15 protein-coding genes and 6 pseudogenes are annotated in these 24,293 nt (G+C 59.6%); 15 read left to right on the top strand and 6 right to left on the bottom strand.

Going from position 1 to position 24,293, the window contains the following annotated elements; all coding sequences use genetic code 11:
- Positions 1–3: 3 nt before the first annotated feature.
- The gene (gene hemE, locus AC5ZFO_RS08055; protein WP_496121913.1) at positions 4–1,050 is read left to right on the top strand and encodes a uroporphyrinogen decarboxylase; all 1,047 of its coding nucleotides are present in this window, start codon (positions 4–6) and stop codon (positions 1,048–1,050) included.
- A gap of 20 nt (positions 1,051–1,070) precedes the next feature.
- Here hemE and hemC read toward each other — a convergent pair.
- From hemC to AC5ZFO_RS08070, 3 pseudogenes are all read right to left on the bottom strand, one after another.
- Positions 1,071–2,034, bottom strand: a pseudogene (gene hemC, locus AC5ZFO_RS08060) (hydroxymethylbilane synthase); the annotation flags it as partial.
- Positions 2,035–2,187: 153 nt separating this feature from the next.
- Positions 2,188–2,724: pseudogene (gene msrA, locus AC5ZFO_RS08065) on the bottom strand (peptide-methionine (S)-S-oxide reductase MsrA).
- Positions 2,725–2,726: 2 nt separating this feature from the next.
- Positions 2,727–2,909 (bottom strand): annotated as a pseudogene (locus AC5ZFO_RS08070) (peptide-methionine (R)-S-oxide reductase); the annotation flags it as partial.
- Positions 2,910–3,349: 440 nt separating this feature from the next.
- Here AC5ZFO_RS08070 and AC5ZFO_RS08075 point away from each other — a divergent pair.
- Positions 3,350–4,579, top strand: coding sequence for an ABC transporter substrate-binding protein (locus tag AC5ZFO_RS08075; protein ID WP_496121914.1), 1,230 nt, complete (start codon positions 3,350–3,352; stop codon positions 4,577–4,579).
- A 461-nt stretch (positions 4,580–5,040) separates the two neighbouring features.
- Here AC5ZFO_RS08075 and AC5ZFO_RS08080 read toward each other — a convergent pair whose 3' ends face one another.
- Positions 5,041–5,631 (bottom strand): hypothetical protein, encoded by a 591-nt coding sequence (locus AC5ZFO_RS08080; protein WP_496121915.1) that lies wholly within the window; start codon positions 5,629–5,631, stop codon positions 5,041–5,043.
- A gap of 207 nt (positions 5,632–5,838) precedes the next feature.
- Here AC5ZFO_RS08080 and AC5ZFO_RS08085 point away from each other — a divergent pair, with 207 nt between their 5' ends.
- From AC5ZFO_RS08085 to AC5ZFO_RS08095, 3 genes are all read left to right on the top strand, one after another.
- A complete protein-coding gene (locus tag AC5ZFO_RS08085; RefSeq protein ID WP_496121916.1) occupies positions 5,839–11,376 on the top strand; it encodes a trifunctional serine/threonine-protein kinase/ATP-binding protein/sensor histidine kinase in 5,538 nt (1,845 codons plus the stop codon).
- A gap of 448 nt (positions 11,377–11,824) precedes the next feature.
- Positions 11,825–12,004 (top strand): hypothetical protein, encoded by a 180-nt coding sequence (locus AC5ZFO_RS08090; protein ID WP_282520732.1) that lies wholly within the window; start codon positions 11,825–11,827, stop codon positions 12,002–12,004.
- Positions 12,005–12,701: 697 nt separating this feature from the next.
- The gene (locus AC5ZFO_RS08095) at positions 12,702–13,676 is read left to right on the top strand and encodes a LysR family transcriptional regulator (RefSeq protein ID WP_282520731.1); all 975 of its coding nucleotides are present in this window, start codon (positions 12,702–12,704) and stop codon (positions 13,674–13,676) included.
- A 1,187-nt stretch (positions 13,677–14,863) separates the two neighbouring features.
- On the opposite strand, the pseudogene AC5ZFO_RS08100 reads toward AC5ZFO_RS08095, so the two are convergent.
- Positions 14,864–15,189 (bottom strand): annotated as a pseudogene (locus tag AC5ZFO_RS08100) (endopeptidase La); the annotation flags it as partial.
- A gap of 575 nt (positions 15,190–15,764) precedes the next feature.
- Between AC5ZFO_RS08100 and AC5ZFO_RS08105 the strand changes: the two are divergent.
- From AC5ZFO_RS08105 to AC5ZFO_RS08130, 6 genes are all read left to right on the top strand, one after another.
- Positions 15,765–16,400, top strand: coding sequence for a nitroreductase family protein (locus tag AC5ZFO_RS08105; RefSeq protein WP_282520730.1), 636 nt, complete (start codon positions 15,765–15,767; stop codon positions 16,398–16,400).
- A 35-nt stretch (positions 16,401–16,435) separates the two neighbouring features.
- Positions 16,436–16,981: a carboxymuconolactone decarboxylase family protein gene (locus AC5ZFO_RS08110; RefSeq protein WP_282520729.1), complete on the top strand. Its 546-nt coding sequence runs from the start codon at positions 16,436–16,438 to the stop codon at positions 16,979–16,981.
- Positions 16,982–17,447: 466 nt separating this feature from the next.
- Positions 17,448–18,365, top strand: a complete 918-nt coding sequence (locus AC5ZFO_RS08115) for an NADP-dependent oxidoreductase (protein ID WP_282520881.1) — start codon at positions 17,448–17,450, stop codon at positions 18,363–18,365.
- 65 nt (positions 18,366–18,430) lie between these two features.
- Complete coding sequence (locus AC5ZFO_RS08120; protein ID WP_496121917.1) at positions 18,431–19,348, top strand: NADP-dependent oxidoreductase; 918 nt, start codon at positions 18,431–18,433, stop codon at positions 19,346–19,348.
- A 367-nt stretch (positions 19,349–19,715) separates the two neighbouring features.
- Positions 19,716–20,753: a hypothetical protein gene (locus tag AC5ZFO_RS08125; RefSeq protein WP_496121918.1), complete on the top strand. Its 1,038-nt coding sequence runs from the start codon at positions 19,716–19,718 to the stop codon at positions 20,751–20,753.
- A gap of 47 nt (positions 20,754–20,800) precedes the next feature.
- Positions 20,801–21,220 (top strand): cupin domain-containing protein, encoded by a 420-nt coding sequence (locus tag AC5ZFO_RS08130; protein ID WP_282520726.1) that lies wholly within the window; start codon positions 20,801–20,803, stop codon positions 21,218–21,220.
- 24 nt (positions 21,221–21,244) lie between these two features.
- Here the strand turns inward: AC5ZFO_RS08130 and AC5ZFO_RS08135 are convergent.
- A pseudogene (locus AC5ZFO_RS08135) lies at positions 21,245–21,643 on the bottom strand (IS110 family transposase); the annotation flags it as partial.
- 378 nt (positions 21,644–22,021) lie between these two features.
- Here AC5ZFO_RS08135 and AC5ZFO_RS08140 point away from each other — a divergent pair.
- The 4 genes and pseudogenes from AC5ZFO_RS08140 to AC5ZFO_RS08155 all read left to right on the top strand — a co-directional run.
- The gene (locus tag AC5ZFO_RS08140) at positions 22,022–22,423 is read left to right on the top strand and encodes a hypothetical protein (RefSeq protein ID WP_282520725.1); all 402 of its coding nucleotides are present in this window, start codon (positions 22,022–22,024) and stop codon (positions 22,421–22,423) included.
- 40 nt (positions 22,424–22,463) lie between these two features.
- A complete protein-coding gene (locus AC5ZFO_RS08145; RefSeq protein WP_496121919.1) occupies positions 22,464–22,682 on the top strand; it encodes a hypothetical protein in 219 nt (72 codons plus the stop codon).
- A 63-nt stretch (positions 22,683–22,745) separates the two neighbouring features.
- The gene (locus tag AC5ZFO_RS08150; RefSeq protein ID WP_282520723.1) at positions 22,746–23,279 is read left to right on the top strand and encodes a cytochrome b; all 534 of its coding nucleotides are present in this window, start codon (positions 22,746–22,748) and stop codon (positions 23,277–23,279) included.
- A gap of 779 nt (positions 23,280–24,058) precedes the next feature.
- Positions 24,059–24,277, top strand: a pseudogene (locus tag AC5ZFO_RS08155) (carboxymuconolactone decarboxylase family protein); the annotation flags it as partial.
- Between the last annotated feature and the right edge of the window lie 16 nt (positions 24,278–24,293).

Raw genomic sequence — 24,293 nt, forward strand, 5'->3', positions numbered from 1 at the left:
GCTTTGACCCAAAGCCCTGCCATAAAGCCTTTTATCGAAGTCCTTTCCGGACAACGACAACCAATTCCCCCAATCTGGATGTTGCGGCAGGCCGGCCGCTATTTGCCGGAATATCGGCAATTGCGCGCCAAGGCGGGAAGTTTTCTCGATCTCTGCTTCACGCCGGAATATGCCACTGAGGTCACGCTGCAGCCGATCCGCCGCTTCAATTTCGACGCCGCGATTATCTTTTCCGATATTCTGGTCATCCCCTACGCGCTCGGCCGCGAGGTGCGCTTCGAGGAGCGTGAAGGTCCACGGCTCGATCCCTTGGACACGCCGGAAAAGGCCCGCGCGCTTTCAGCGCAAGCTGATTTTGTGAAACTCGAGCCGATCTATGAAGCGTTGCGGCGGGTGCGCCGCGAGCTCGATCCGACGACTGCGCTGATCGGCTTTTGCGGCGCACCGTGGACGGTTGCGACCTATATGGTGGCCGGACAGGGTACGCCCGACCAGGCGCCGGCGCGGATGATGGCCTATCAGCATCCGGATGCCTTCGCCCGCATCATCGACGTGCTGATCGAGAATTCGATCCAATATCTGCTCGGACAGCTCGCGGCCGGCGCCGACGCCTTGCAGATTTTCGACACCTGGGCTGGCGTGCTGCCGCCTCGGGAATTCGAACGCTGGTCGATCGAACCGGCGCGCCGCATTATTGCGGGCGTGCGGGCGAAGGCACCGGACGCCAAGATCATCGGATTTCCCCGCGGCGCCGGCGCACTGTTGCCCTCGTATGTGGAAGCAACCGGCGTCAACGCCGCCAGCATTGACTGGGCCGCAGAGCCCTCATTGATCCGTGAGCGCGTGCAGAACCGCGCCGCCATTCAGGGCAATCTCGATCCGCTGGTCCTGATCGCCGGCGGCGCGGCGCTCGATCGCGCGGTCGACGACGTGCTTTCAGATTATGCCAAGGGACGGCTGATCTTCAATCTCGGTCACGGGATCTTGCCGGAGACGCCGATCGCCCATGTCGAGCAGATGCTGAAACGAGTGCGGGCATACAAGAACTGAGCTTCGCGACAATCAAACCGCCGACCGCGCTCGATGATGTCGGCCGCGCCTTTTTGCAGCAGCTTAAGCCGGACGGCGCGGCCGAGCTCGCGCGGCCTGTCGGCAGGTCCGAACGCTATGCTTCGATGAACACACCACCCGCATGATCGAGCACGGTCGCTGATATCCGCTCGCCCGCAATAGTGGAAAAATCCGGCGACCAGCGAATTTGCAGTGACCATTGAGCACCCAGATTACTTCGCGCTCGGCATTGGCGCATCGGTGCGCCGTCTGATCGTCGATCAGCGCAAGAATCTGCCGCGTTGGTCAACCCCGCGCGACGCATTCGACCGCGCGACGATGCCATGCCCCACCGCGGGCTGCATCTCCTGAGGTGAAAACTCATAGGCGATGCGATCGGCGAGACCGACGCTCTCGAGTCCCGAGCGCGCCATGATCAGTCCATCCGCAGGGCCGACCGCGCCGCCGTCCGGCAGCCGCTGCTTTTCCAGATGATCGAGCTTGCAGACGCGGGTGTCGGCGGCGCCGCGAAAATGAATCACCTCGATGTCGGGAAACAGCCGACGCGCGTAAGCCGCGCGGCGCACCGAGTTGGTGCCGACCTTGAACCCATTGCCGTGGATACGTTTGATCTCGGCAAGCGAAACGCCCGGCCGCAGCACCAGCACGTCTCCAGGCGGATCGCGCCACAAGGTCGCCACGATCACGAGCCCAGGTGTGTCCGCACGTCCTTGAGCGATTGCATCGCGGCCTGCAGCTCACCGGATAAAACCGCGCGACGGATTTCAGCGACGAAGGTGCCCCGCTCCTTGCCGTCATGCGGCAAGAGCTTGCCGAGCCGGTGCTATCGCCCGTCGTCTCGAACTTGACGATCTCGACATCGAGACCGGGAGCGGCCGCGGAAAGCCGGCGGGCAATTTCCTCGGTCTGCACCAGCGCTATCGCGCCCTTGCGCGTACCGAACCGGATAAGGTTTGCCGCCATCGAAGCACAGCGGCCTCGAATTCAACTTCGCTCTGCAGCGCGCCAATGACATCTCGCAACTCCCTCACTATCACGGCAGACTCCCGATGTGATCATTGGTTATACCGGGATGATGCTTGCTTTGCTTGGGCTCGCACGTTGAAGCATCACACATCATCGCCGACCAGGCGCGCCAAAACTTGACAGGAATTGCCGCTGGAACTTCCACTGCGGGCGGACGAAGTGGCAGGTGTAGCCGTTAGGAATGCGATCCAGATAATCTTGGTGCTCGGGCTCGGCCTCCCAAAAATCGCCAGCGGGCGAGAGCTCGGTCACCACTTTGCTCGGACACAGCCCTGAGACCTCGACGTCGGCGATGGTATCTTGGGCGACGCGCCGCTGATCCTCGCTGGTGTAGAAAATCGCCGACCTGTAGCTTGTGCCTCGGTCATTTTCCTACCGGTTGGGCGTCGTCGGGTCGTGGATCTGGAAAAAGAATTCCAGCAAGTCGCGGAAACTCGTCTGACTCGGGTCGAACGTGATCTCGATCGCTTCCGCGTGCGTGCCGTGGTTGCGATACGTGGCGTTCTTGACGTCGCCGCCCGAGTGGCCGACCCGCGTCGAGACGACGCCGGGCAAGCGCCGCACCAGTTGCTGAATTCCCCAGAAGCAGCCCCCGGCCAGGATCGCGCGTTCTGTAGTCGCTGCCATCGTCAGGTCTCCCTCGAGAAGAGCTTTGAGTACTCGCCGTACCCCCTCGCTCTCCAATTGGTCGCGGTGGATGAAATCAAGGAGGCTGAGTTCATGCAGTACCTCAACCCGGCGTTGTCGCGCGACCCAGCCGGGAAGACGTGGCCAAGGTGGCTGTCGCCGTGCTTGGAGCGAACCTCGGTCCGTTCGACGACGTTCGCGGCCCTGGTCGACCGTCCAATCACAACGGGCTATCGAAACGATGCCATCGAGATCGCGGTTCGAGGTGTTTCTTTCTGCACTTGCCCAAAGGCGACGGGTCTGACATTTGCTGGAACAGGGCTTTGACTCCGCTCGCCGCGATACCGATCGGCTAAAGCGAAGACGTGTACGGGGGGCTCCGATAAAGCGGACTAACCTGTTCGCGCGAGCGCTCGCGGGCGTCGCGAGACTTAGTCTTGAGAATTAGGGGCAGCTCCATTGACGAATTCGCGCGAACTGACGCCGAACGCGCACGCGAGTGGCGTTCGTGAAGATCGACAGCTCCTGATGAATGGTGTTCACTCTCGGAGAAGAGATCCGAGCGAGGTCTCCCGAGTGTGCCAATAACAACAGACACATTCATTGGTTCATAGGGAGAAACGAGATGTCCTTCGTCGCACGAGGATTGGCGGCGTTTTCGACTGCCATTATAATGCTTGCTGCCAGCGGAGGCAGCGTACTTTCCCAGAAGAAATACGATGCCGGCGCAACCGACACCGAAATCAAGATCGGCAACATCATGCCCTACAGCGGGCCGGCGTCGGCTTACGGTACTACAGGCAGGACCGAGGCCGCCTACTTTCGCAAGATCAACGGCGAAGGCGGCATCAACGGCCGCAAAATCAACTTCATTTCCTATGACGACGGCTATAGTCCATCAAAAGCGGTCGAGCAGGCGCGCAGACTGGTTGAGAGCGACGAAGTTTTCCTCATCTTCGGTTCGCTTGGCACGCCGCCCAACACCGCCATACAGAAATATATGAACGCGAAAAAGGTGCCGCAACTGTTCGTGCAGACCGGCGCGACCAAATGGAATGATCCGCAGAACTTCCCGTGGACTATAGGTTGGTCGCCTAACAATCAGAACGAGGCACGGATCTACGCGAGGTATATTTTGAAGGAAAGGCCGAACGCCAAGATCGCCGTCCTCTACCAGAACGACGACTACGGGAAGGACTATCTCAAAGGCCTGAAGGATGGCCTCGGCACCAAGGCTGCGTCGATGATCGTTGCCGAAGACGCCTATGAGGTGGTCGAGCCGACCATCGACTCGCACGTCGTCAAGATGAAGTCGCTCAATGCCGACGTATTCGTCGACATCACCACGCCAAAATTCACGGCGCAAGCCATCAGGAAGGCGGCCGAGATCGGCTGGAAGCCACTGCACGTCCTCAACAGCGTCAGCACCTCCATCGGAGCCGTCATCAAGCCCGCCGGTTTCGAAAACGCACAGGGCATCATTTCAGTGACCCATCTGATGGACGCGCTCGATCCGCAGTGGAAGGATGATCCCGGCATGAAGGCCTTCGACGACTTCCTCGCCGACATTTTCCCCGAAGCCGATCGGGCCGATAGTCTGGTGATGACAGGCTTCAATATGGCCCAGACGCTCGTTCAGGTGCTCAAGCAGTGCGGCGATAACCTCACGCGCGAGAACGTGATGAAGCAGGCTGCAAACCTCAAGGACTTCAGGACCACCAACCTGCTGCCCGGCATCAAGATCAACACCAGCCCGATCGACTTCGCGCCGATCAAACAGGTGCAGCTCCGGAGGTTCAAGGGCGACAGATGGGAGCTGTTCGGGCCCACACTAGGCAGCGATATCGGAGGCTAGTGCGCTTTATTGATCATAGCGGCGGATGTCGATCCGGCGCGACGTCTCCGACCTTCAATGCGTGCGATGTCACGTCTGTATCGCGCAGCCAGCCCACGAGGTGGCTGCTTGACTCCTAGTCCGCGACGCTGAACGTCGTCAACAGCTCGGTGCGAATCTGAGCGAATATCTTGTCGATTCGGCATCAGTAAGGCGTCAGTCATGCGGATCGATTGGCCGGAGGCGGTTGCCCGCCGGCGTGCGTGTCGTGGTCACACCTCCGGGATCGTTGCGTGCGGCATGCCCCGGTGGGGACTTCGACCGACCAGTCGCGAAGCCGCGCGACCTTGACGAAAGCGTCCAGCGCCGGCGAGTTGCGGCGCCCCTGCACAGCCAACAACCGCGCCTTCCGCGAAACCGGGTCGCCTTCGAGCGGAATGGTCTTGAGCGTCGGAAGCGTGGCATGTGCTCGGGCACCAGTATCACGCCGAAGCCAGCGGCGGCCACATACTGCAGGTGCAAGTCGTGACCGCTGCAGTAGCCGAGGGGGGGTGGTTTCTCGGGGAAATACGATTGCTGCCTCTTCGGGGCGACGTCGCAGCAGGCTCGTTCCGGCAAGATGGTATCACGGAGATCGTCGATGCCGATCGAGGGACGGTTTGCGAGCCAGTGTGTCGGCGCGAGAACCGGAACGTAGCGCTCCTCGAAAGCGAGCAGTCGTCGATGCGGACGGGCATGTCCTGCACGTCCCCGACCATTGCGGCGTTGATCTCGCCCTCAAGCACGAGATCGACGAGCTTCTCCGCCGCGCCCTCGCGCGGCTCGACGTGAAGTAGAGGGACGAACTTTGCGATCTCCGCGACCGGATCGAGGGCGAGCGACGCCGAGATGGAGGGGGTGAGGCCATCTTCAGTGGCGACTTCCTTGCGTTGGAACTTATGGGCCACCGCCTCTGCAGAGGCCAGTGCGCATGCTGGCATCGGAAGGACTTCCTTTCCAAGTTCGGTGAGCTGCGTCAGCTGGCGCTCGCGGTAGACCAACTGGTCGCCGCGTTCCAGCTCGCGCTTCTGCACCTCCTTGGTCGGGACGGGTAAATCGCTCGCAATCGTCGCTAAACGAAGAAGGATCTGCGTCCGCCGTACCCGGCAAGACAAGGGAAGGCTGGCATTTCTCGGGTGATGGAGTACGATTTCTCCAGGCTGGAGAGAGGCCGCGCGTGTGGCGCGCGAAGAGCTTGATCAGCCGACTTCAAGCCGAAGCCCTACGGCGGAGTTTGACGGATGGTGCAGCAGTCGCTGAACGTCTCGTACTCGGACGCCGGCTCTCAGGTGTTGTGGGAGGACGGCGAGCGCGTGTTCAGTCGCGGCTGGCGAGTGGACGACAATGGCAACCGGCTCGCCGTGCTGCTTGTTGCGCCTGCCGCTGACCACCCGTCCCGGGCGACACTCGATCGGCTCACGCACGAATACGAGCTGAAAGATGAACTCGACGGGGCATGGGCGGCGCGGCCGCTCGCCCTCATGCGCGACGCCGGTCGGACCGTACTGGTGCTCGATGATCTGGGTGGCGGGCAGCCGCTCGATCGTTTGCTCGGTGGGCCCAAGGAGGTAGGACGCTTCTTGCGCCTTGCTATTGCTGTTACCTCTGCACTGGGCAAGCTTCATCAGCGCGGGCTCATCCACAAAGACATCAAGCCAGCTAATATTGTGGTGGACTGCGCGGATGAACACGTGCGGCTCACTGGGTTTGGCATCGCATCGCGCCTGTCCCGCGAGCGGCAGGCGCCCGAGCCGCCGGAGACCATCGCAGGTACACTTGCCTACATGGCCCCCGAACAAACCGGGCGGATGAACCGCTCGATCGACGCCCGCAGCGATCTCTACGCCGTCGGCGTCACGCTGTACCAGATGCTCACGGGCGTTCTGCCCTTCACGGCGGCTGATCCGATGGAATGGGTGCACTGCCATATTGCCAGAAAACCAGTGCCGCCAGGGGAACGGCTAGAGAGTGTCCCAGCGCCCGTCTCGGCGATCATTATGAAGCTGCTCGCCAAGACCCCCGAGGATCGTTACCAGACCGCCGTCGGTGTCGAGCGCGATCTGCGACGCTGCCTGGCGGAATGGGAAGCGCGCCGCCGCATCGATGACTTCCCGCTCGGCCTGCAGGACACGCCGAACCGGCTGCTGATCCCCGAAAAGCTGTACGGACGAGATCGTGAGATCGCGACGTTGCTTTCCTGCTTCGATCGCATCATCAAGACCGGTGCGCCAGAGTTGGTTCTGGTCTCCGGATATTCCGGTATCGGCAAGTCCTCTGTCGTCAATGAGCTGCACAAGGTGCTTGTACCGCCCCGCGGCCTTTTTGCCTCGGGTAAGTTTGACCAATACAAACGCGACATCCCTTATGCCACATTCGCGCAGGCCTTCGGGAGCCTTGTCCGCCCGCTTCTCGGCAAGGAGGAAGAAGAGCTGAGCATCTGGCGCGATGCCTTTCGCCAGGCGTTGGGGCCAAACGCGGGGCTTATCATCGATCTTGTCCCGGAATTGAAGCTAATCATCGGAGAACAGCCTCCGGTTCCTATCCTACCGCCACTGGATGCGCAACGCCGATTCCAATTGGTATTCCGGCGATTCATCGCCGTATTCGCGCGGCCGGAGCATCCGCTTGCGCTGTTCCTCGACGATTTGCAGTGGCTCGATGCAGCAACGCTCGATTTGCTCGAAGATCTTCTGAGCCGGCAGGACGTGCAGTACATGATGTTGATCTGCGCCTACCGAGACAACGAAGTGGACTCCGCCCATCCCCTGACGCGCAGGCTCGAATCAATCCGCGAAGCTGGCGCGATAGTGCAGGAGATCACCCTCGCGCCTCTGGCCCGTGAACACTTGGGACAATTGGTTGCGGATTCCCTTCACTGCGAGCCCGACCGCGCCACCTCGTTGGCGCAACTAGTTCAAGAGAAGACTGCTGGCAATCCATTCTTCGCTAATCAGTTTATTTATGCGCTTGCAGAGGAGGCGTTACTGATTTTTGACCACTGCAACGCGCGATGGTCTTGGGATCTGAATCTCATTCACGCAAAGGGTTACACCGATAACGTGGTGGACCTCATGGTTGGGAAGTTGACTCGGCTGCCCGTTCGAACTCAGAACGCACTGCAGCAGCTTGCCTGTTTAGGCAACAGCGCGGATTTCGCACTACTTGCAACGACTTACGGAGACTCGAAGGATGTAGTGCATCGCGATCTCCTGGAAGCGGTCCGAGTTGGGCTCATTCTCCACTCAGAAAGCGCCTATAGTTTTCTGCATGATCGTGTCCAGGAAGCGGCTTATTCACTAATACCTGAAACGGCCCGCGCCGAAGCTCATATTCGAATTGGCCGCCTCCTCGCAGTCGGAATTCCGCCAACGCAGATCGAAGAGAAGATCTTCGATATCGTAAACCAGCTCAATCGTGGCTCTCATCTCATAACGTCAGATCAGGAGCGTGAGTGGGTCGCAGAATTGAACCTAATTGCAGGTAGACGCGCGAAGGTCTCAACGGCGTATACTTCAGCGCTTTCCTATCTCGCCGTTGGGCGGGCGTTTTTGACTGAGCAGATTTGGGACTACAACTACGAACTCATCTTCGCCATCGAATATCTAACGGCCGAGTGCGAATTACTGACCGCGAGTAAGGTGGCAGCCGAAACTCGACTTTCGATGCTGGCGCGTCGTGCCAGAAGCGGCCTCGATACCGCCGCCGTCACACGTTTGCGGCTCACGCTCTATACCGCTTTGGACCAGAGCGATCGCGGCGTGGAGATATGCCTTGAATACCTCCAGCGTGGAGGCATTGATTGGTCACTTCATCCGACTAGTATCGACGTACAACGCGAATACGATCGAATCTGGTCCCAGCTTGGCAGTCGACAAATCGAGGAACTCATCGACTTGCCATTGATGAGCGATCCGGGCTTACTCGCCACTCTAGATATATTAGCCGAGTTTCCGGCAATGCATATCGAGGAGAACTTATCTTCGCTCGTTGTTTGTCGAATGGTGAATCTGAGCCTCGAGTATGGCAACAGCGATGGGTCATGCTTCGCTTATGTATGGTTCGCCCAGATCGCTGGACCTCGCTTCAGCAACTATCAGGACGGTTTTCGTTTCGGCCGGCTTGGCTATGAACTGGTAGAAAAGCGCGGCTTAAAGCGCTATCAAGCTCGAACGTACATGTCCTTTGGGAACATTGTCATGCCGTGGGCAAGACATGTCTTAGAGGGACGTGATCTGGTACGCCGCGCCTTTGCTACTGCCGACCGCACAGGGGACATTGCATTTGCGGGTTATAGCTGCAATCACTTGATAACCAACTTTTTGGCAGCGGGAGACCCGCTTGCTGAGGTGGAACGGGAAGCCGAGAGGGGTTTCGAGTATGCGCAGAAGGTTCGGTTCGGTTTCGTCATTGATAATCTCACCATGCAGCTCGGATTTATTCGGACGCTTAGCGGACTGACTCCGACGTTTGGCTCCTTCAACCACGATGGATTCGATGAGGTTCGATTCGAGCGTCACCTAGCGAGTAATCCGGTCTTGAAGCTGCTCGAGTTTCGATATTGGGTCCGCAAGTTACAAGCCCGGTTCTTCGCTGCGGATTATGCTTCCGCCATGGATGCGTCATCGAGAGCGCAACAGCTAATTTGGACCTCACCATCACATTTTGAAACGGCGGAGTATTGCTTCTATAGTGCGCTCGGCCACGCGGCAGCATGGCATTCTGCATCGCCGGACGAGAAACAGCAACATTTTGAGGCTCTTGTGGCCCACCACAAACAACTCGAAGTATGGGCGGCGCGCTGTGCGGAAAACTTCGAGAACCGTGCTGCCTTGGTCGGTGCCGAGATCGCCCGCATTGAGGGCCGCGTACTGAACGCTCAGGAGCTGTACGACAAGGCTATCCACGAAGCTCACAAACACGGGTTCGTGCACAACCAGGCGATTGCCAACGAGATTGCCGGGCGTTTCTACGCAGAGCGCGGTCACGAGAAGATCGCGGGGACCTATTTGCGGGCCGCGCGGGCCTGCTACCTGCGCTGGGGAGCCGACGGAAAGGTTCGCCAACTCGAGCGGCTTTATCCGCATCTCAAAGTGGACAAGTCGATCCCGGATTCCACGACGACGATAGTGACACCCATCGAGCGGCTCGATTTAGCTACCGTCATCAGAGTCTCGGAAGCAGTGTCAGGCGAGATCGTTTTCGAGAAGCTAATCAACACGCTCATGAGTTTGGCAATTGAACATGCGGGCGCCGATCGAGGTCTCTTGATTCTTCCCCGAGGCGACGAATATCTAATAGAAGCAGAGGCCACAACCAGCAGTGACAACGCGAACGTGGTCCTGAAACAGGCACCCGTCACGGCCGCAGATCTACCGAAGTCTGTGTTTCACTACGTCCTTCGGACAAAAGAAAGCGTTCTCCTGCACGATGCGTCCAGTCAGAACTCGTTTTCAGCGGATGGCTATATTCGCGACCACCGCTCACGGTCAGTGCTCTGCCTGCCGATACTTAAGCAGACCAGGTTGATCGGGATGCTGTACTTGGAGAACAACCTTACGACTGGCGCGTTTACTCCAGCTCGAATGGTGGTCCTCACACTGCTCGCTTCCCAGGCGGCTATCTCAATAGAGAACGCCAGCCTGTACCGCGATCTAGCTGAGCGGGAGGCCAGGATCCGACGGCTAGTGGATGCCAACATCATCGGCATCTTCGTCTGGGATCTTGACGGTCGGATCATCGATGCCAATGAAGCTTTTCTCCGCATCGTCGGATACGGCCGCGACGATCTCGTCTCCGGTCAACTGCGCTGGCGGGATCTGACGCCCACCGAATGGCGCGATGCTGACGACCGACGTGTGGCGGATCTGGAGGCGACCGGAATCACGCAACCCTATGAGAAGGAGTACTTCCTGAAAAGCGGCGGCCGCGTGCCGGTGCTGGTTGGGGCAGCGACGTTCGGCGGGCGTCACGACCAGGGCGTGGCCTTCGTGGTCGACTTAACCGAGCGCAAGCGGGCGGAGGAGGAAATTCGCGAAAGCGAGCGGCGTTACAGCGAGGTGCAGATGGAGCTCGTGCACGCGAATCGAGTCGCAACACTGGGGCAGCTCTCGGCTTCGATTGCCCATGAAGTCAACCAGCCGATCGGGGCGACGCTCAACAACGCCTCTGCGGCGTTGCACTGGCTGAGCAAAGAACCGGCAGATCTGGAGAAAGCTCGAACGGCTCTCAACCGGATCTTTGCAAACGGCAATCGCGTCAGCGAGATCATCGACCGCATGCGCGCGCTCTTCAAAAAAGCACCTCTCCGGAAAGAAGACGTGGACATCAACGGAGCAATCCTTGAGGTTATAGCCCTGACCTGTGGCGAAGTCGTGAAGAATGGCATTTCGGTGCGGCCACACCTCGTGAAGGGCTTGCCGCTCATTCAAGGAGATCGGGTCCAGGTGCAACAGGTGATCATGAACCTGATCGTCAACGCGATCGAAGCGCTGAGCTCGGTCTGCGAGAGGTCACGAGAACTAGTCATCACCACCGCTAAAGGTGAGCCGGACGGCGTGCTTGTCGAAGTGCGGGATTCGGGTCCAGGTCTGAGCTCACTGGACCTCGACCGCGTCTTTGACGCCTTCATTACATCAAAGCCCGGCGGCATGGGCATGGGGCTATCGATCTGCCGTTCGATTGTCGAAGCTCACGGGGGACGAATATGGGCCACCGCCGACCAACCTCAGGGCACAACTTTTCAATTCACGCTGCCCGCACAGTCAAATCAGGCGGCGTGAATTGAACATCCTGCAGATGGCTCCGCCAGCGGATTCAGGTGTGGCATATTGTGATGCGCTAAGATGGCCTATACGCCAGGCCGGATCGGATCGCCATAAAGGACAGCGACTTATATTCCTTCAGGAAGAACACCTGGGGCTGGTCCCACTGATTTCAAGGTCGGCGCCACCTTCGTGCTATTCATCGTCGGGGACAGCGCCATGCTCGTGGCTTGTTCCTTTGAACCACTCATAGCCATCTCCTTCCATGTTCGGCGCAGCTGACGGGAACGAAGAGTCCGAGCGCCCAGATCGCGGCGACTTCGGGTTGGTCGGGGCGTTGTAGCTAACTAGCTCATCGACCGCCGAGGACGTCTCAGTATTTGCTGCGGCGTGATCGAAGGAACCAAATGGCGCATTCCCCCTCACCGTGCATCCAAGTGAGTTCAGATGCAGTAGCGCCGCGACGGTGCACAAGATCAAGCGACCGTTGCCCGTGATGACAAGGAATGCCGATCCCGCCGTGCCCTGGCTTGATCGTTCGATGCCCGACATCGACAAAGCAAAGGCGGCGCTCAAGAGAATTGCGGATAGTTGCCGTCACGCGGGAGCGGTGATCGAAAAGCATTCGAACGAAATTCATGAGTGACGCGCGTGTAGGCTGAGACTGACTTCCGTGACCCTTCCCAATCTCGTCGCATTGTGATTTGCGCTCGTTACGAGCAGGTCAACGCGTGGGGCCGCACGTCAACTTGGCGAGCGAAGAGTACATACTACGCTTCTTGATTACAGATATGACTAGCGTGTCGGCACCCAGCGAAACCCGTCGTAAAGGATCACTCGCGCAGTCCGAATTAGCGGAACCGATCCTCTAGACCACGGCAGATTCTGCGGGTCCACTTGGTGGACCCGGCGGTCCAGACCACTGAGGTGTTGGACACGCTACAGATGCAAGCGCCATGAAATACTCACCCAACAAACCCGCAAGAATGAGAACGCTGCAACAAGAACTGCGCTTAACGCCGCGATCAATCAGCTCTATCTGTAGTCCGGAAGAGCGTCACGGAGAACAAGGATGTGCGCCATATTCCCAGCGTTAACTGCATCGCTTGATCGGACGCGGTGTTTCCGGCTCTCGGATTGAGCTGATGTCTTGGTCCGCGACGTTAATAGGAAACAGCGTCAGTGAGAAAACTTTCCGCAAGGCGCGGGTCGACCAATTCCGAGCCGGCGCACAATACCTGTTTTCTCGGAACCTCGGCGACAAACCGCTTGACCATCGCCCCTGCCCACCATGGCAACGAACTGGAACGGTCCGCACCACGGCAAATCTTTCGAGTATGAGTATGCAGCTGCAGTTTCATCAGGTACGATATTTCTTGGCCCTAGCAAGGACGCTCAATTTTACGCGGGCTGCGGAGCAATGCAATGTGACCCAGCCGGCGCTGACAAAGGCGGTACACAAGCTAGAGCAAGAACTCGGTGGCGCGTTGATTCACCGTGAACGTCACCTCACCCAGCTCACCGAGCTGGGCAAGATGATTTTGCCCACGCTGGAGGAGATATTTGCCGCCGCGGAGGCGGTATGGCTTCAGGCGCGAGGCTATAAAAAGAAGACAATCGCCCCGCTCAAGATCGGGCTGGTGCCGTCCGTCTCCGCCGCGCTCATTACGGAATTGCTCGTGGAGCTCGCCACGATCATCCCTGACCTTCGAGTTGATCTGCGCGAGACCGATGCCAACGGGCTCGTTGCGATGCTTTTAGATGGCGAGATCAATGCCGCACTCGTCGGTGACGCCGTGGAGCTACCTGAACGTATCGACCGCTGGTCGCTCTTCGAGGAGCGGTGCGTGCTCGTTCTATCTCGGAAACATCCGATGGCGGGGCGAACCGTTATCCCGCTCCCAGACTTGCATGAGGTGGTATTTCTCGAAAGACTCGGATGCGACGTCGCAGGCCGATTCAAGCAGGCTTGTTTTGCCGACAATCCAGGGCCTAACGTTGTGCACAGGAGCGATCAGGAAGGGCATCTTCAGCAGATGGCATCCGCTGGTTTTGGAGCCATCTTGGCGCCAGAGCACGCACCCAGACTGCCGTCGCTCACCGCTATTCCAATTGAGGGCGACCCCGTCCGGCGAGAGGTGCAGCTTTTGGCCGTCGCGGGGAGGCAGTATTCGCCGGCGCTCGATGCCTTTATCAAAGTTGCTCGTGTTCGCGACTGGACGAGTGCGCTGGATAAACTCCGCCACTCGTCTGGCCCTGCCTCGAACAACGACAATGTTCGCAAGACTGACGCTCAAGGTGCAGGCTCCTTAATCTAACTCCTGGGCCCCGGTCCCGCCTCCTCATGCCCGAACTTGTCGCGTCCATCCAACCGTCGTTGCTGACGTGAAGCGAAGTCGTCATGGCTGGGACAAGCCCGGCCATGACGCAGTTGCAGTATTCCATAACGTTTGGCGCGCGCGGTGCCATGCGCGTTGCGACAGTCTATTCCGAATTCATCGTGAGGACTTGCAATGGCCCCTGCGCATCTTTTCAGTCGGCGCTCGCGCTCAGCGACCTTGAGCGGTTCTACTACGGCACACGAGCGCGTAGCTCGGGGAACCTCTTTCCGACGCGGACGCAACGATGCAGCAGATGACCGACGCGAGCCCTGCGAAGTGACACCTCGCACACACGACCTGTTTTTTTGTGACGATGGTTCTCGCCCACCCGAAGGGCTACGGACCGTTCGATGAGCGGTTCACGTTCCTGTTTAATTCCTACGAGCGCGGCAGCCGCGTCCTTGGACGAAGTCTAGGCATACCGGGCGGAGTCGACCAGGCAGTCGCCAGCTTGCTTGGCCCACGGCCAACCCTGGGAGGTCGCTGAGCTGATCGAGCTCGGAAGCCACCACGAGCAGCAGCACCAAGAGCTCCTGCTCACGGACATCCTCCGCCAGCTCGCGCAAAATCCGATCCGGCCAGCCCACCGCGACCCTGCCCCAGTGTCGGTCGAGACCTACCTGGGCACTCGTTCACCGGATTCGAGGGCGGGATAGTTGAGGTCGGTCACTGCGCAGAGGGCCTCGCGTTTGACAGCGAGGGATCGCAGCACCGCGTGCTGACCGAGCCGTTCCGGCTTGCCGACACGCATAGGCCTATTCAGCCGGCATACGCTATCAGCAGGAAGATCGCGCGTTTGGGAGAAGAACGCCGTTCTTGCAATCGAAACTGCGACCCCGATGGCAGTCGCGATCACGCGAAAGACCACCTTCTCGAGGGCCTAGCCACGATTTGGTTCGACGACAATTGCAATTGTCACAATCGCCGTCGACGGCGCTTCGCGCGAGAGCCAGAAGCTCAAATACAATGCAGCGATTGCCGCTAGCCCGATTCGGATAGCGAGAGCCCGGGAGAAATTGGGGGAAACCCAACGGAACGGAATCTCACCGGCTTAGGCAGCGTCAATAAAACTACTCCGTGATATCGAGTTGCCGCCTCGACGGAGGAAGGGGTAAAGGGTGTTGTTCGGCGGCGCCCTCGGGCATGCGCTCGTAACACTGGAGCTCCTTCAGCGCGTGGCATTTTGCCTCCTCCGGCATGTTCGCTGTCGCGATCGCCGAAGCCAGATCCGCGACCTCCTGGGCTTGCCGTCCCCCCTCGCCCAGCTCGCGCTGGATCGTCGCCTGCTCGGAAAACTGCCTTGCGCTGCCGCTCGTCGAGCGTCGCCTTGGTTCTGGCGGCCGATCTCGTTGCTGAGGCGCAGGACCTCTATGCGCACGGCGAGAAGCCGCGCGACCTTGTCCATGCACGCGACGAGGTCGACCGACTCCAGGATCTCCTGCTTTTCCTTCAGCTACGCCGCCCGGTCCGAATTCGGCACGGCCTCGATGGTTGACCGCGGACCGCCGGGAGGCACGCGCACAGCGCTTTTGAGCGACGATGCCCCACGCTTATCGAATGCATGCCAAAACGGAATTTCAAATTTCGCCGGCTGCGTCCGATCGTGAGGTTCACTGGGTCGGCCGAACACGCGGCCGCCTCGACTTTGAATGAAGCCATTGCGCGGAGCCACGGTGCCGTGCGCGGGCAACAAAGGAGCCCCCAATGAAATCACCAGAGACCGTCGGCCCAGCTGTTGCGGTCTCGCTAGTCGCGGCCACCGTGGTGGCGCTCGCGTAGAGCAGCGAAGCGGCTCCAGTCGGTCCGACCGCGAACGTGTGTTCGCTGATGCGTCACTTGGTCAAGCCGCCGCCCTGCACCGAGCAGTTCTCGAAACGAGGTCACACTGTTCTGCCTTCGCTTTCGGAAATTACCCATGGCGTTGCCATTAGACGCCGAACGGGCCCCATCGCCGCGGCATTTTCAGCAAAAAGACGCGAAAGCACTTTCGTATCTTAACCTATCCCTTCACCCATAGGAATCATCATGACCAACGGAACCACCATCACCAACGCCGTTATAGAGTGTATCCTGAGCCGCAGCGCCGCCAAGTACTACGACCCTGCCGCCAGCTTGAGCGACGACCAAATCCGCGAGCTCGTGCGAATCGGCACCGCCGCGCCGACATCCTTCCACCTGCAGAACTGGCGCTTCATCGCCGCACGCTCGCCTGAAGCCAAGGCTCGGTTGCGTCCGATCGCTTGGGATCAGCCCGCGATCACCGAAGCAGCCGTTACCTTCATCGTCTGCGGCCAGTTGGCCGATTCCACCGTAGTACCGGAGCGTCTGGCACCGCTAGTGGAAGCGGGCATCATGCAGGCGAACATGGTGTCGGAATGGGAAATCCCTGCACGCGATCTGTACATGGAGTACCCGCAGCGCCAGCGCGACGAGGCAGTACGCACCGGCACGTTTGGCGCGGCGGCAATGATTTATGCGGCCCGCTCGCTGGGCCTGGGTTCGACGCCGATGATCGGTTTCGATGCCGAAGCGGTGCACCGCGAGTTCAGACTGGCCGAGGACGAAGTGCCGGTCATGTTGTTGTCCGTGGGGCCGGAGCGTCCGGGAAACTGGGCGCAGAAGCCGCGCCGTCCGGTCGCCGACGTGCTGGATCTCGTATAAGCATTAGTAAAGCCCGTAGCTTACGAAAGACTATGATGCCAAGAAATGCAGCTCTAAAGCCGGAACAAGTGCCGGCCGATAGTAAACCGACTCTCGATGCGTTCACCAAGAACATCGGGTTCACCCCAAATATGATAGCGACATTCGCGCAGAGCTCGATCGCGTTCAACGCGTGGGCCGCCCTGCTCGGCTCCTTGAGCAAGGCGCTCGACGTGAAGACCCGTGACAGCATCGGCCTCGCTGTCTCCGAAATGAATGGCTGCGACTACTGCCTGTCGGTTCACAGCTTTACCGCCGAGCATATGGCCAAGCTGCCGGCAGATGAAATCATTCTCGCTCGGAAGGGCCATGCCATCGACCCGAAGCGGGACGCCGCCATCCAGTTTGCGCGCAAAGTGATCGAGACCCGCGGCAAGGTCAGTGACGCCGATCTGAAAGCCGTTCGTGATGCAGGCTACACGGATGCGAATGTCATGGAGATCGTCGCGCTGGTGGCTATGTACTCCCTAACGAATTTTTTCAATAACGTGTTCGATCCTGAAAATGACTTTCCCGCCGTTACACGGGTTGGCCCGATCTGACTCTATCCGGTCGCATCGACTTTCTCCGAGAGTGCTCAGAGGGGTCGTGTGACGCGGGCTTGACGTCAAAGCCTAGATGCACCCAGGCACGATTCTCGGGAACGCGTCTGGGCTTTTCGGATGTACCGGCAAGGCTAGGGTAATTTAGCACCACATCAGGGTTCCACGATTGTCTCCGCGGTCGAGCATGTAAAACCATATGCATCTCCGGAGGATCGAATGGCAAAATCGAAGCCCCTCAATGAGATTTTTTCCAAGCCAAGGGGGCCGAGCGGTAGATCATCAATATGACGGCGGCCCTTTGGCGTGAGAAGCAGACGTTTATTCCGCACCGCTGATTTTTGCACACCGAGTTGGCGGCATCGATTCCATAGCCGAAGGTCATTGGATCATCGATCTTCACCGTTCTATTTTCGCTCATGCGCAAAAGGGAAATGACGACATCCCACACATCGGGCGGTAGATGATGAAGGCGATCGTGGTAACGGACCAAACTGCGGGAACGGTCGGGATGAAGCTGGCGGAGCGACCCGAGCCGCAGCCAGCTATAAACGACGTCCGCGTTCAGGTTCATGCGTCGGGATTCACCTGGGATGAGCTGTCATGGCCCTCGACCTGGATCGATCGCCTCGGCCGTGACCGGACGCCGGTGATTCCCGGGCAAGAGCTGGCTGGTGTGGTCACCGCCCTCGGCTATGGCACGACGGGGCTGTCGGTGGGACAGCGGGTGTTCGGCCTTACAGATTCGTATCGCGGCGGCACCCTGGCGGAGCATGTGGCCGTCGAGGCACGCAACCTCGCGCCGCTGCCGGGCGACGTCGACTTCACGGTGGGTGCGAGCGTGGCGATGCCGGGCCTGACCGCGTGGCAGGGACTGTTCGGGCACGGCCGCCTTCAGGCGGGGCAGAGCGTCCTCGTGCACGGCGCGGCCGGCGCAGTCGGTTCGGTGGTAACCCAGCTCGCACGTGAGGCCGGCGCCTACGTCATCGGTACCGGACGCGCTGCCCACCGTCAGACGGTGCTCGACTTCGGCGCGCAGGAGTTCGTCGACCTCGAGAACGACGCCCTGGAAGACGTCGGCGGAGTCCATCTGGTGTTCGATGTCTTCGGCGGCGACATCGCGAAGCGGTCCGCAGCCGTGATCCGAGCCGGAGGAACGCTGGTGACGATCGCCGGGCCGACCGAGGCACGGCCCGCCGACGGCCTGACGATCGACTTTGTTGTCGTGTCCGATCGCGCCCAATTGAGTGAGATCATCCGGCGCGTGCGGGACGGGCGATTGCGGACGAACATCGGCACCGTCTCGCCCCTCGACGATGCCGTCGCCGCCTTCAACCGGGCCGGGCGACGCAAGGGGAAGACGATCATCCGCGTTCGTCCGTGAGCGACATGCGCTCATCCAAGCAACATTTCCACCAAGAAGAACAATCACCCATGGAGACAATTCACATGAAAGCAATCGTGGTAACGGACCCGGCTGCGGGAACGACAGGGATGAAGCTGGTGGAGCGGCCTGAGCCGCAGGCGGCAGTAAACGACGTCGTCGTTCAGGTTCATGCGTCGGGATTCGTGCCGACTGAGCTGGAGTGGCCCTCGACCTGGACCGATCGCCTCGACCGTGATCGAACACCGTCGATCCCCGGCCACGAGCTGGCCGGAGTGGTCGCCGCTCTCGGCTACGGCACGACGGGGCTGTCGGTGGGACAGCGCGTGTTCGGCCTCGCCGACTGGTATCGCGACGGCACCCTGGCGGAGTATGTAGCCATCGAGGCACGCAACCTCGCGCCACTCCCGGGCGACGTCGACTTCACGGTGGGCGCGAGTCTGCCAATCTCGGGCCTCACCGCGTGGCAGGGACTGTTCCCGCATGGCCGCCTTCAGGCGGGGCAGAGCATACTCATGCACGGCGCGGCGGGCGCAGTCGGTTCTATGGTGACGCAGCTCGCACGAGAGTTCGGCGCCTACGTCATCGGCACCGGACGCGCCGCCGACCGTCAGAAGGTGCTCGAATCCGGCGCGAAGGAGTTCGTCGACCTCGACAACGACGTCCTGGAAGACGTCGGCGGTGTCGATCTGGTGATCGATGGCATCGGCGGCGACATCGGGAAGCGGTCCGCAGGCCTGGTTCGAGCCGGAGGAACGCTGGTGTCCATCGTCGGGCCGGTCGAAGCACGGCCCGACGACGGCTCCGCGGTCGACTTCGTCGTCGAGTCCGATCGTGCCCAACTGAGTGAGATCGTCCAGCGGGTGCGGGATGGACGACTGCGGACGAACATAGGCAACGTCTCGACCCTCGACGACGCCGTTGCCGCCCTAAACCCGACCGAGCGACGCAAGGGGAAGACGATCATCCGCGTTCGTTCCTGAGCGACGCACGCCCATTGATGCACGCAGCCGGCCGGCGCTGTCCAGGTCGGCCAGCCGCATCCTGTCAGCTCCCTGCCAAAAAGAGGCACCCATAGCATTCACGTTGAAGATCAACGGCAAACCTCATGATGTCGATGTCGACGGCGACACCCCCGCTTTGGGTATTGCGCGACGTGTTCGGCATGACCGAAGCCAGGTTCGGTTGCGGCCAGGCGCTGTGTCTTTGAGAAAGTGTGAGTTTATGTGGTCATCGAACAATAAAGAATCGATGCACGATCGTAACGCAATACGCGAAGGCAAGTCTTCACACCTGTCTTGGAAATCGTCTCGTACGCCGGTTTCTTTATTGTGGCTCTATAGATTTGTGATGGAAGCATTTGTTCGCCCGCAGAATCGCAGGACGCCTCTTGACAATCGCCTTGACTATTTGGCTGTGGTTCCCGCAGCGGCGGCGATTTGTTATCCATTTCTGCTCAAGGCTTTTCATGCCGTCGTCAGCACGCAGGCCGTAAGCCCGCCACCGCTCGCAATCGCCAGCGCGACCTTCATCCTGGTCGTTGCGTTCGTCGTGCCGTTTCTTGGGATCGCTCTGGCATGCCGTCTCACGTCGAATCCCGGTTCAAGACGCCTCGCCTATGCCAGCGTAATGTCACCAACACTCTATGTCTTTCTCGGGGTTGTCCAGGTCTTGATCAAAAGCCCCATTCCCGACGAGGTCGTCTGGTGTGCGATTTGGCTCGCAATCGCGATCTGGTCGCAGTCTGCCCGAGATCCGGTCGCTGCAGCTATGCCTGCAGTCGGAGATTGGCGGGTTGTCCACGGGGTAACGGCCGCCGTCCTGTGCCTATACGTGGTATTTCATCTTACCAATCATCTGTTCGGCTTGATAGGGCCGGATGCGCATGCAGCCGTTATGAAGATCGGACGCCTGGTTTATCGCTCTGCCGTAGGTGAACCGTTATTGGTGGCGGCCATGCTTTTCCAGATCGGCACTGGCCTCTTTCTGGCATGGCGCTGGAGCGCTGCAGCGCATGACTTCCAGCGGACCTACCAGGTCGCTTCGGGAGCCTATCTATCACTGTTCATTCTCGGCCACATGAACTCGGTCTTCGTCTACGCGCGAAGCTTCCTCGGCAAACCGACAGATTGGAATTTCGCGATCGGAGCCCCGACTGGGCTCATTCATGACGCATGGAATATCCGTCTACTGCCTCACTACGCGCTCGGCGTCTTCTTCGTCCTGAGCCACCTTGCTTCAGGGCTGAGAGTGGTGCTGATCGCGCATGGCGTCGATCAACGTAATGCCGATCGCCTTTGGGATGTCTGCGTCGCGATGAGCGCCATCGTCGCGGCCGCGATCATCGCGGGAATGTGCGTCGTCAGGATCGGTGTTTTGGCTTCGTGACTCGCGAATGAAGAACGAAGACCAACCTAGGCAACAGGAGAAAACCCATGAAGTTCCGAACCGTTATCGCCGCCACCCGCGTCGCCCCCGCCTTCTCGATGGCCGGCCCAATCAACGTCCATGATAGCGAAGCGGAAACCGCCACGAAGAACTTCGAGGCGGCCATTCCCAATATCCCTGGCAAGTCGCTAATCGCCGTGGAAGTCGATTACGCGCCCGGCGCGGCCTCCGTGCCCCACACCCACGCGAAGTCGGCTTTCATCTACGCCTATGTGATTTCGGGCGCGATTGAGTCGAAGGTGAATGACGGTGAGACGCGAATCTATCTGGCAGGCGAGAGCTGGTCCGAACCGCCCGGCGCTATCCATTCGATCAGCCGCAACGCGAGCAAGACCGAGCCGGCAAAGCTGCTCGCTATCTTCGTCCTCGACACCAATCACAACCCTCTGACCACGTCCATCAAGTAAGCCTTCAGACGGAATGCAATTCTTCCGCGTGACCGGGTCAACCTTCAGCCCAAAGCCACGCAATATCCCGCGGATACTCAATTCCACATCGATCAGCCGCCCAAGAAGCTGTTTGCGTGCGATCAGGAGTGCCCGGATCTCCTGCGCATCGACCGACTTTGCGTGTACCGGCCGGAACCAACCCATCCGGATCAACTGGGCGATCCCGCGCGCATCCTTGCGATCCGTCTTGACTGTCATCGCAGATAATGCGGCCTTTACATGCCGCGTTTCCAGCAGAACCGTTTCGTATCCTGCTCCTTTTAGCCCCGCATGCAGCCATTGCGACAATGGCCTAGCCTCCAGCCCGATCCGCTTCACCGCAAAGCCAAGTGTCTTAAAAAATTCAACTAAGGCGTCGGGTTCGCTCGCGACCTTCGCCTCCTCCAGCCACCATCATCACCCTTTGCTCGGAGCTGGGCCCATTACGGCATCTAGGTTGGCATCAGTTTGGATGGACAAACCGGGAGCGTTCGAATGGAAGAGATTTCTACTCGCGCGCTTGCTCTGACCTCCTGCGCGGGGGTCGTTGGCGTCTGAAAGCTTCAGACGCGCGCGCCGGAGAGAATGAAAACGATAACGATCCGCCATTTCTAACGGCGCTCAGACGCGAATACCCTCACTATACATCACATCGACACTTGGTGGCAGCACGGGTAGCCACTCGATCACAACGCGGTCGATCCACCGCTCGTGTGCGCAGGCCCTACTCTCGATGTCCAAAGAACTCGATCGAGCAGCCCAGCATGCAGGAGTTACCCCATGCCCTTTCGCTTCATCACCAACTCTATCCGCACTTACCTAATCGACTATCCCGTCGCCTTCGTTTTGATGGTCGCGCCATTTCTGCTGAAGCTAGGCAAGAGCAGTTCTGTCGCGCTGTGGCTTTCGATGGTGACCCGTGTTACGGCACTGCTGCTGCCGGCACTCACGGATCACCTGACGGGGCTCGTCTGGGTCATCAGTTACTGGCTGCATCTCTGGATGGACCGCGCATTGGGTGTGGTCTCCATCACTGCCACCTCCGCTTTCCATTTCACTGGGCTTGACGCCGGGTATCACTGGGTTCTCGTCGTTGCGGTTTTGCAGACGACCTCAGTTCTCAACACGCCCGAGGTGAGCGCCGCCCAGCGAGCGAACCTCGACACGCGGACTGCCATGTGAGGATCGGTTCCATCTTAGAGCGTGGAAAGGAGAAAACCCCTTGACCGACGATGTTCGATTCTCGATGCTGCGACTCAAGCTACTTATGGGTCTCGGAGCTGCCGAAATTGGCGGCGTGACGGAGAGTGCTGTCGGGCGGGCTGCACCCGCAGGCGCTCAAGAAAGCAAGAGCGGCGCTGTGCTGCCGTCGATCCTTGCATTCGAGGTCAATCATTCGCTGCTCAACATCCGGCACTTGGCGCCGCTATTTGATTTCTGACGACCCGCCGCCACAGTTCATCGACCGCTGCGGCGGGCTTAAGATCGGAGTTAGGTAATCGGTTTGCGCAGCACTTCCTCTCGCTACGGCGCGGGCGCCCAGGCCCTCCATTGGCTGACCGTCGTGCTGGTTCTCGCCGCCTTTGTGCTGAGCAAGGGTGACGGCTATTCGCTCTATTCCGGCGCCGCGGATGGGCTCCGTAGGATTCACGAGACGCTCGGGGTGCTCGTCTTCATTGTCGTCGTACTGCGGCTGCTATGGCGGCTGATCGACAGCGCGCCCGCGAAGCAACCGATGCCGCGATGGATGGCTGCGGCGGCGAAGGTCGTCCACTTCGCGCTTTATGCACTCCTCATCGCGATTCCAGCAACGGCGGTGCTCGGTACCTGGTTCGAGGGGATTCCCGTCACCCTTCCCGGATTCGACATTGCCCCCCAGATAACGAAGGCGCATGGACTGGGGCAACTGATCATGGAAATACACACTACCCTCGGAAGCGCCATCCTCTGGGTTGCCGGTGTGCATGCAGCCGCGGCTCTCTTCCACCACTTCTATCTGCGCGACGAAGTCTTTCAGTCGATGGCTCCGGGCGCATGAATGATTAGTCCGAACTACTGCGGCAAGGTGTTTGCCACCAATGCCAGTCGCGTTAGCCACTGATAAGGTTTGCATGACAACGCGTAAGGTCGAAGTTGCGCTTACTGCGGCGGCCATAGCGGCTATCATTATCAAGGCAAGTCGAGATCGGTACCACGCCACGGGTCACCCATGCGCTTGCCCGGACGATCTGATGCTCAACGGTCGGGCCTGCGGCAGTAGAAGCGCTTATTCACGACCGGGAGGCGCGGCACCGTTGTACTATCCGACTGACGTGACGGCAGCGATTGTCGACGAACACCTGAAAGTGATGGCACGCTAAAGCGGAAGCGGGTGATGACCTCCTTGAATTCTAGCAAGCTGGTGAGACCACATCGATGTCGCTAAAGGAAGATTTGCTGCGGATTGGTTTCTACCAGAAAATCTGCCGCCTCCCTTTCATATGGAGCAGATAGCTCGGTTTTTCGCAGAAAACTCCTTTGACTATTTGTCCGACCAGAAGCAACCCTCGCGGTCGGCGATCTACAACGCGTCAAAACGAGGTTCAGCCCGTCGAACATTTTCGGCTATCCATCCCGTTACAGCCTTTGACCTAGCGAACTTTCTAGACGCACATGCTCCGGAACTCGACAAACTGTTCTAGAGTAGTCCGTCGAGCATTTCCGTGTCTCGCCAGACGCCAAAGGGCGGGCGGGCGCTCGATCGCACAACCAGCTGGAAATCGAGCGGTTAAATCGACTGGCAGGTTATCGGTTTATCGCAAAAACTGACATCTCACGAAGCGGGACGCCGCCGTGCAGTTCGCGCGTAAAGTCATCGACACCCGCGGCAAGGTCGGCGATGCCGATGTGAAAGCCGTCCGCGATGCCGGCTACACGGATGCGAATGTTATTGAGATCGTCGCGCTAGTCGCCATGTACTCGCTGACGAACTTTTTCAACAACGTATTCGATCCCGTGAAGGACTTTCCCGCCGTGACGCCGGCCGGCTCGATCTGAGCTTTGTCCTGTCGCA

Source organism: Bradyrhizobium sp. Unk1 (genome assembly GCF_059512345.1).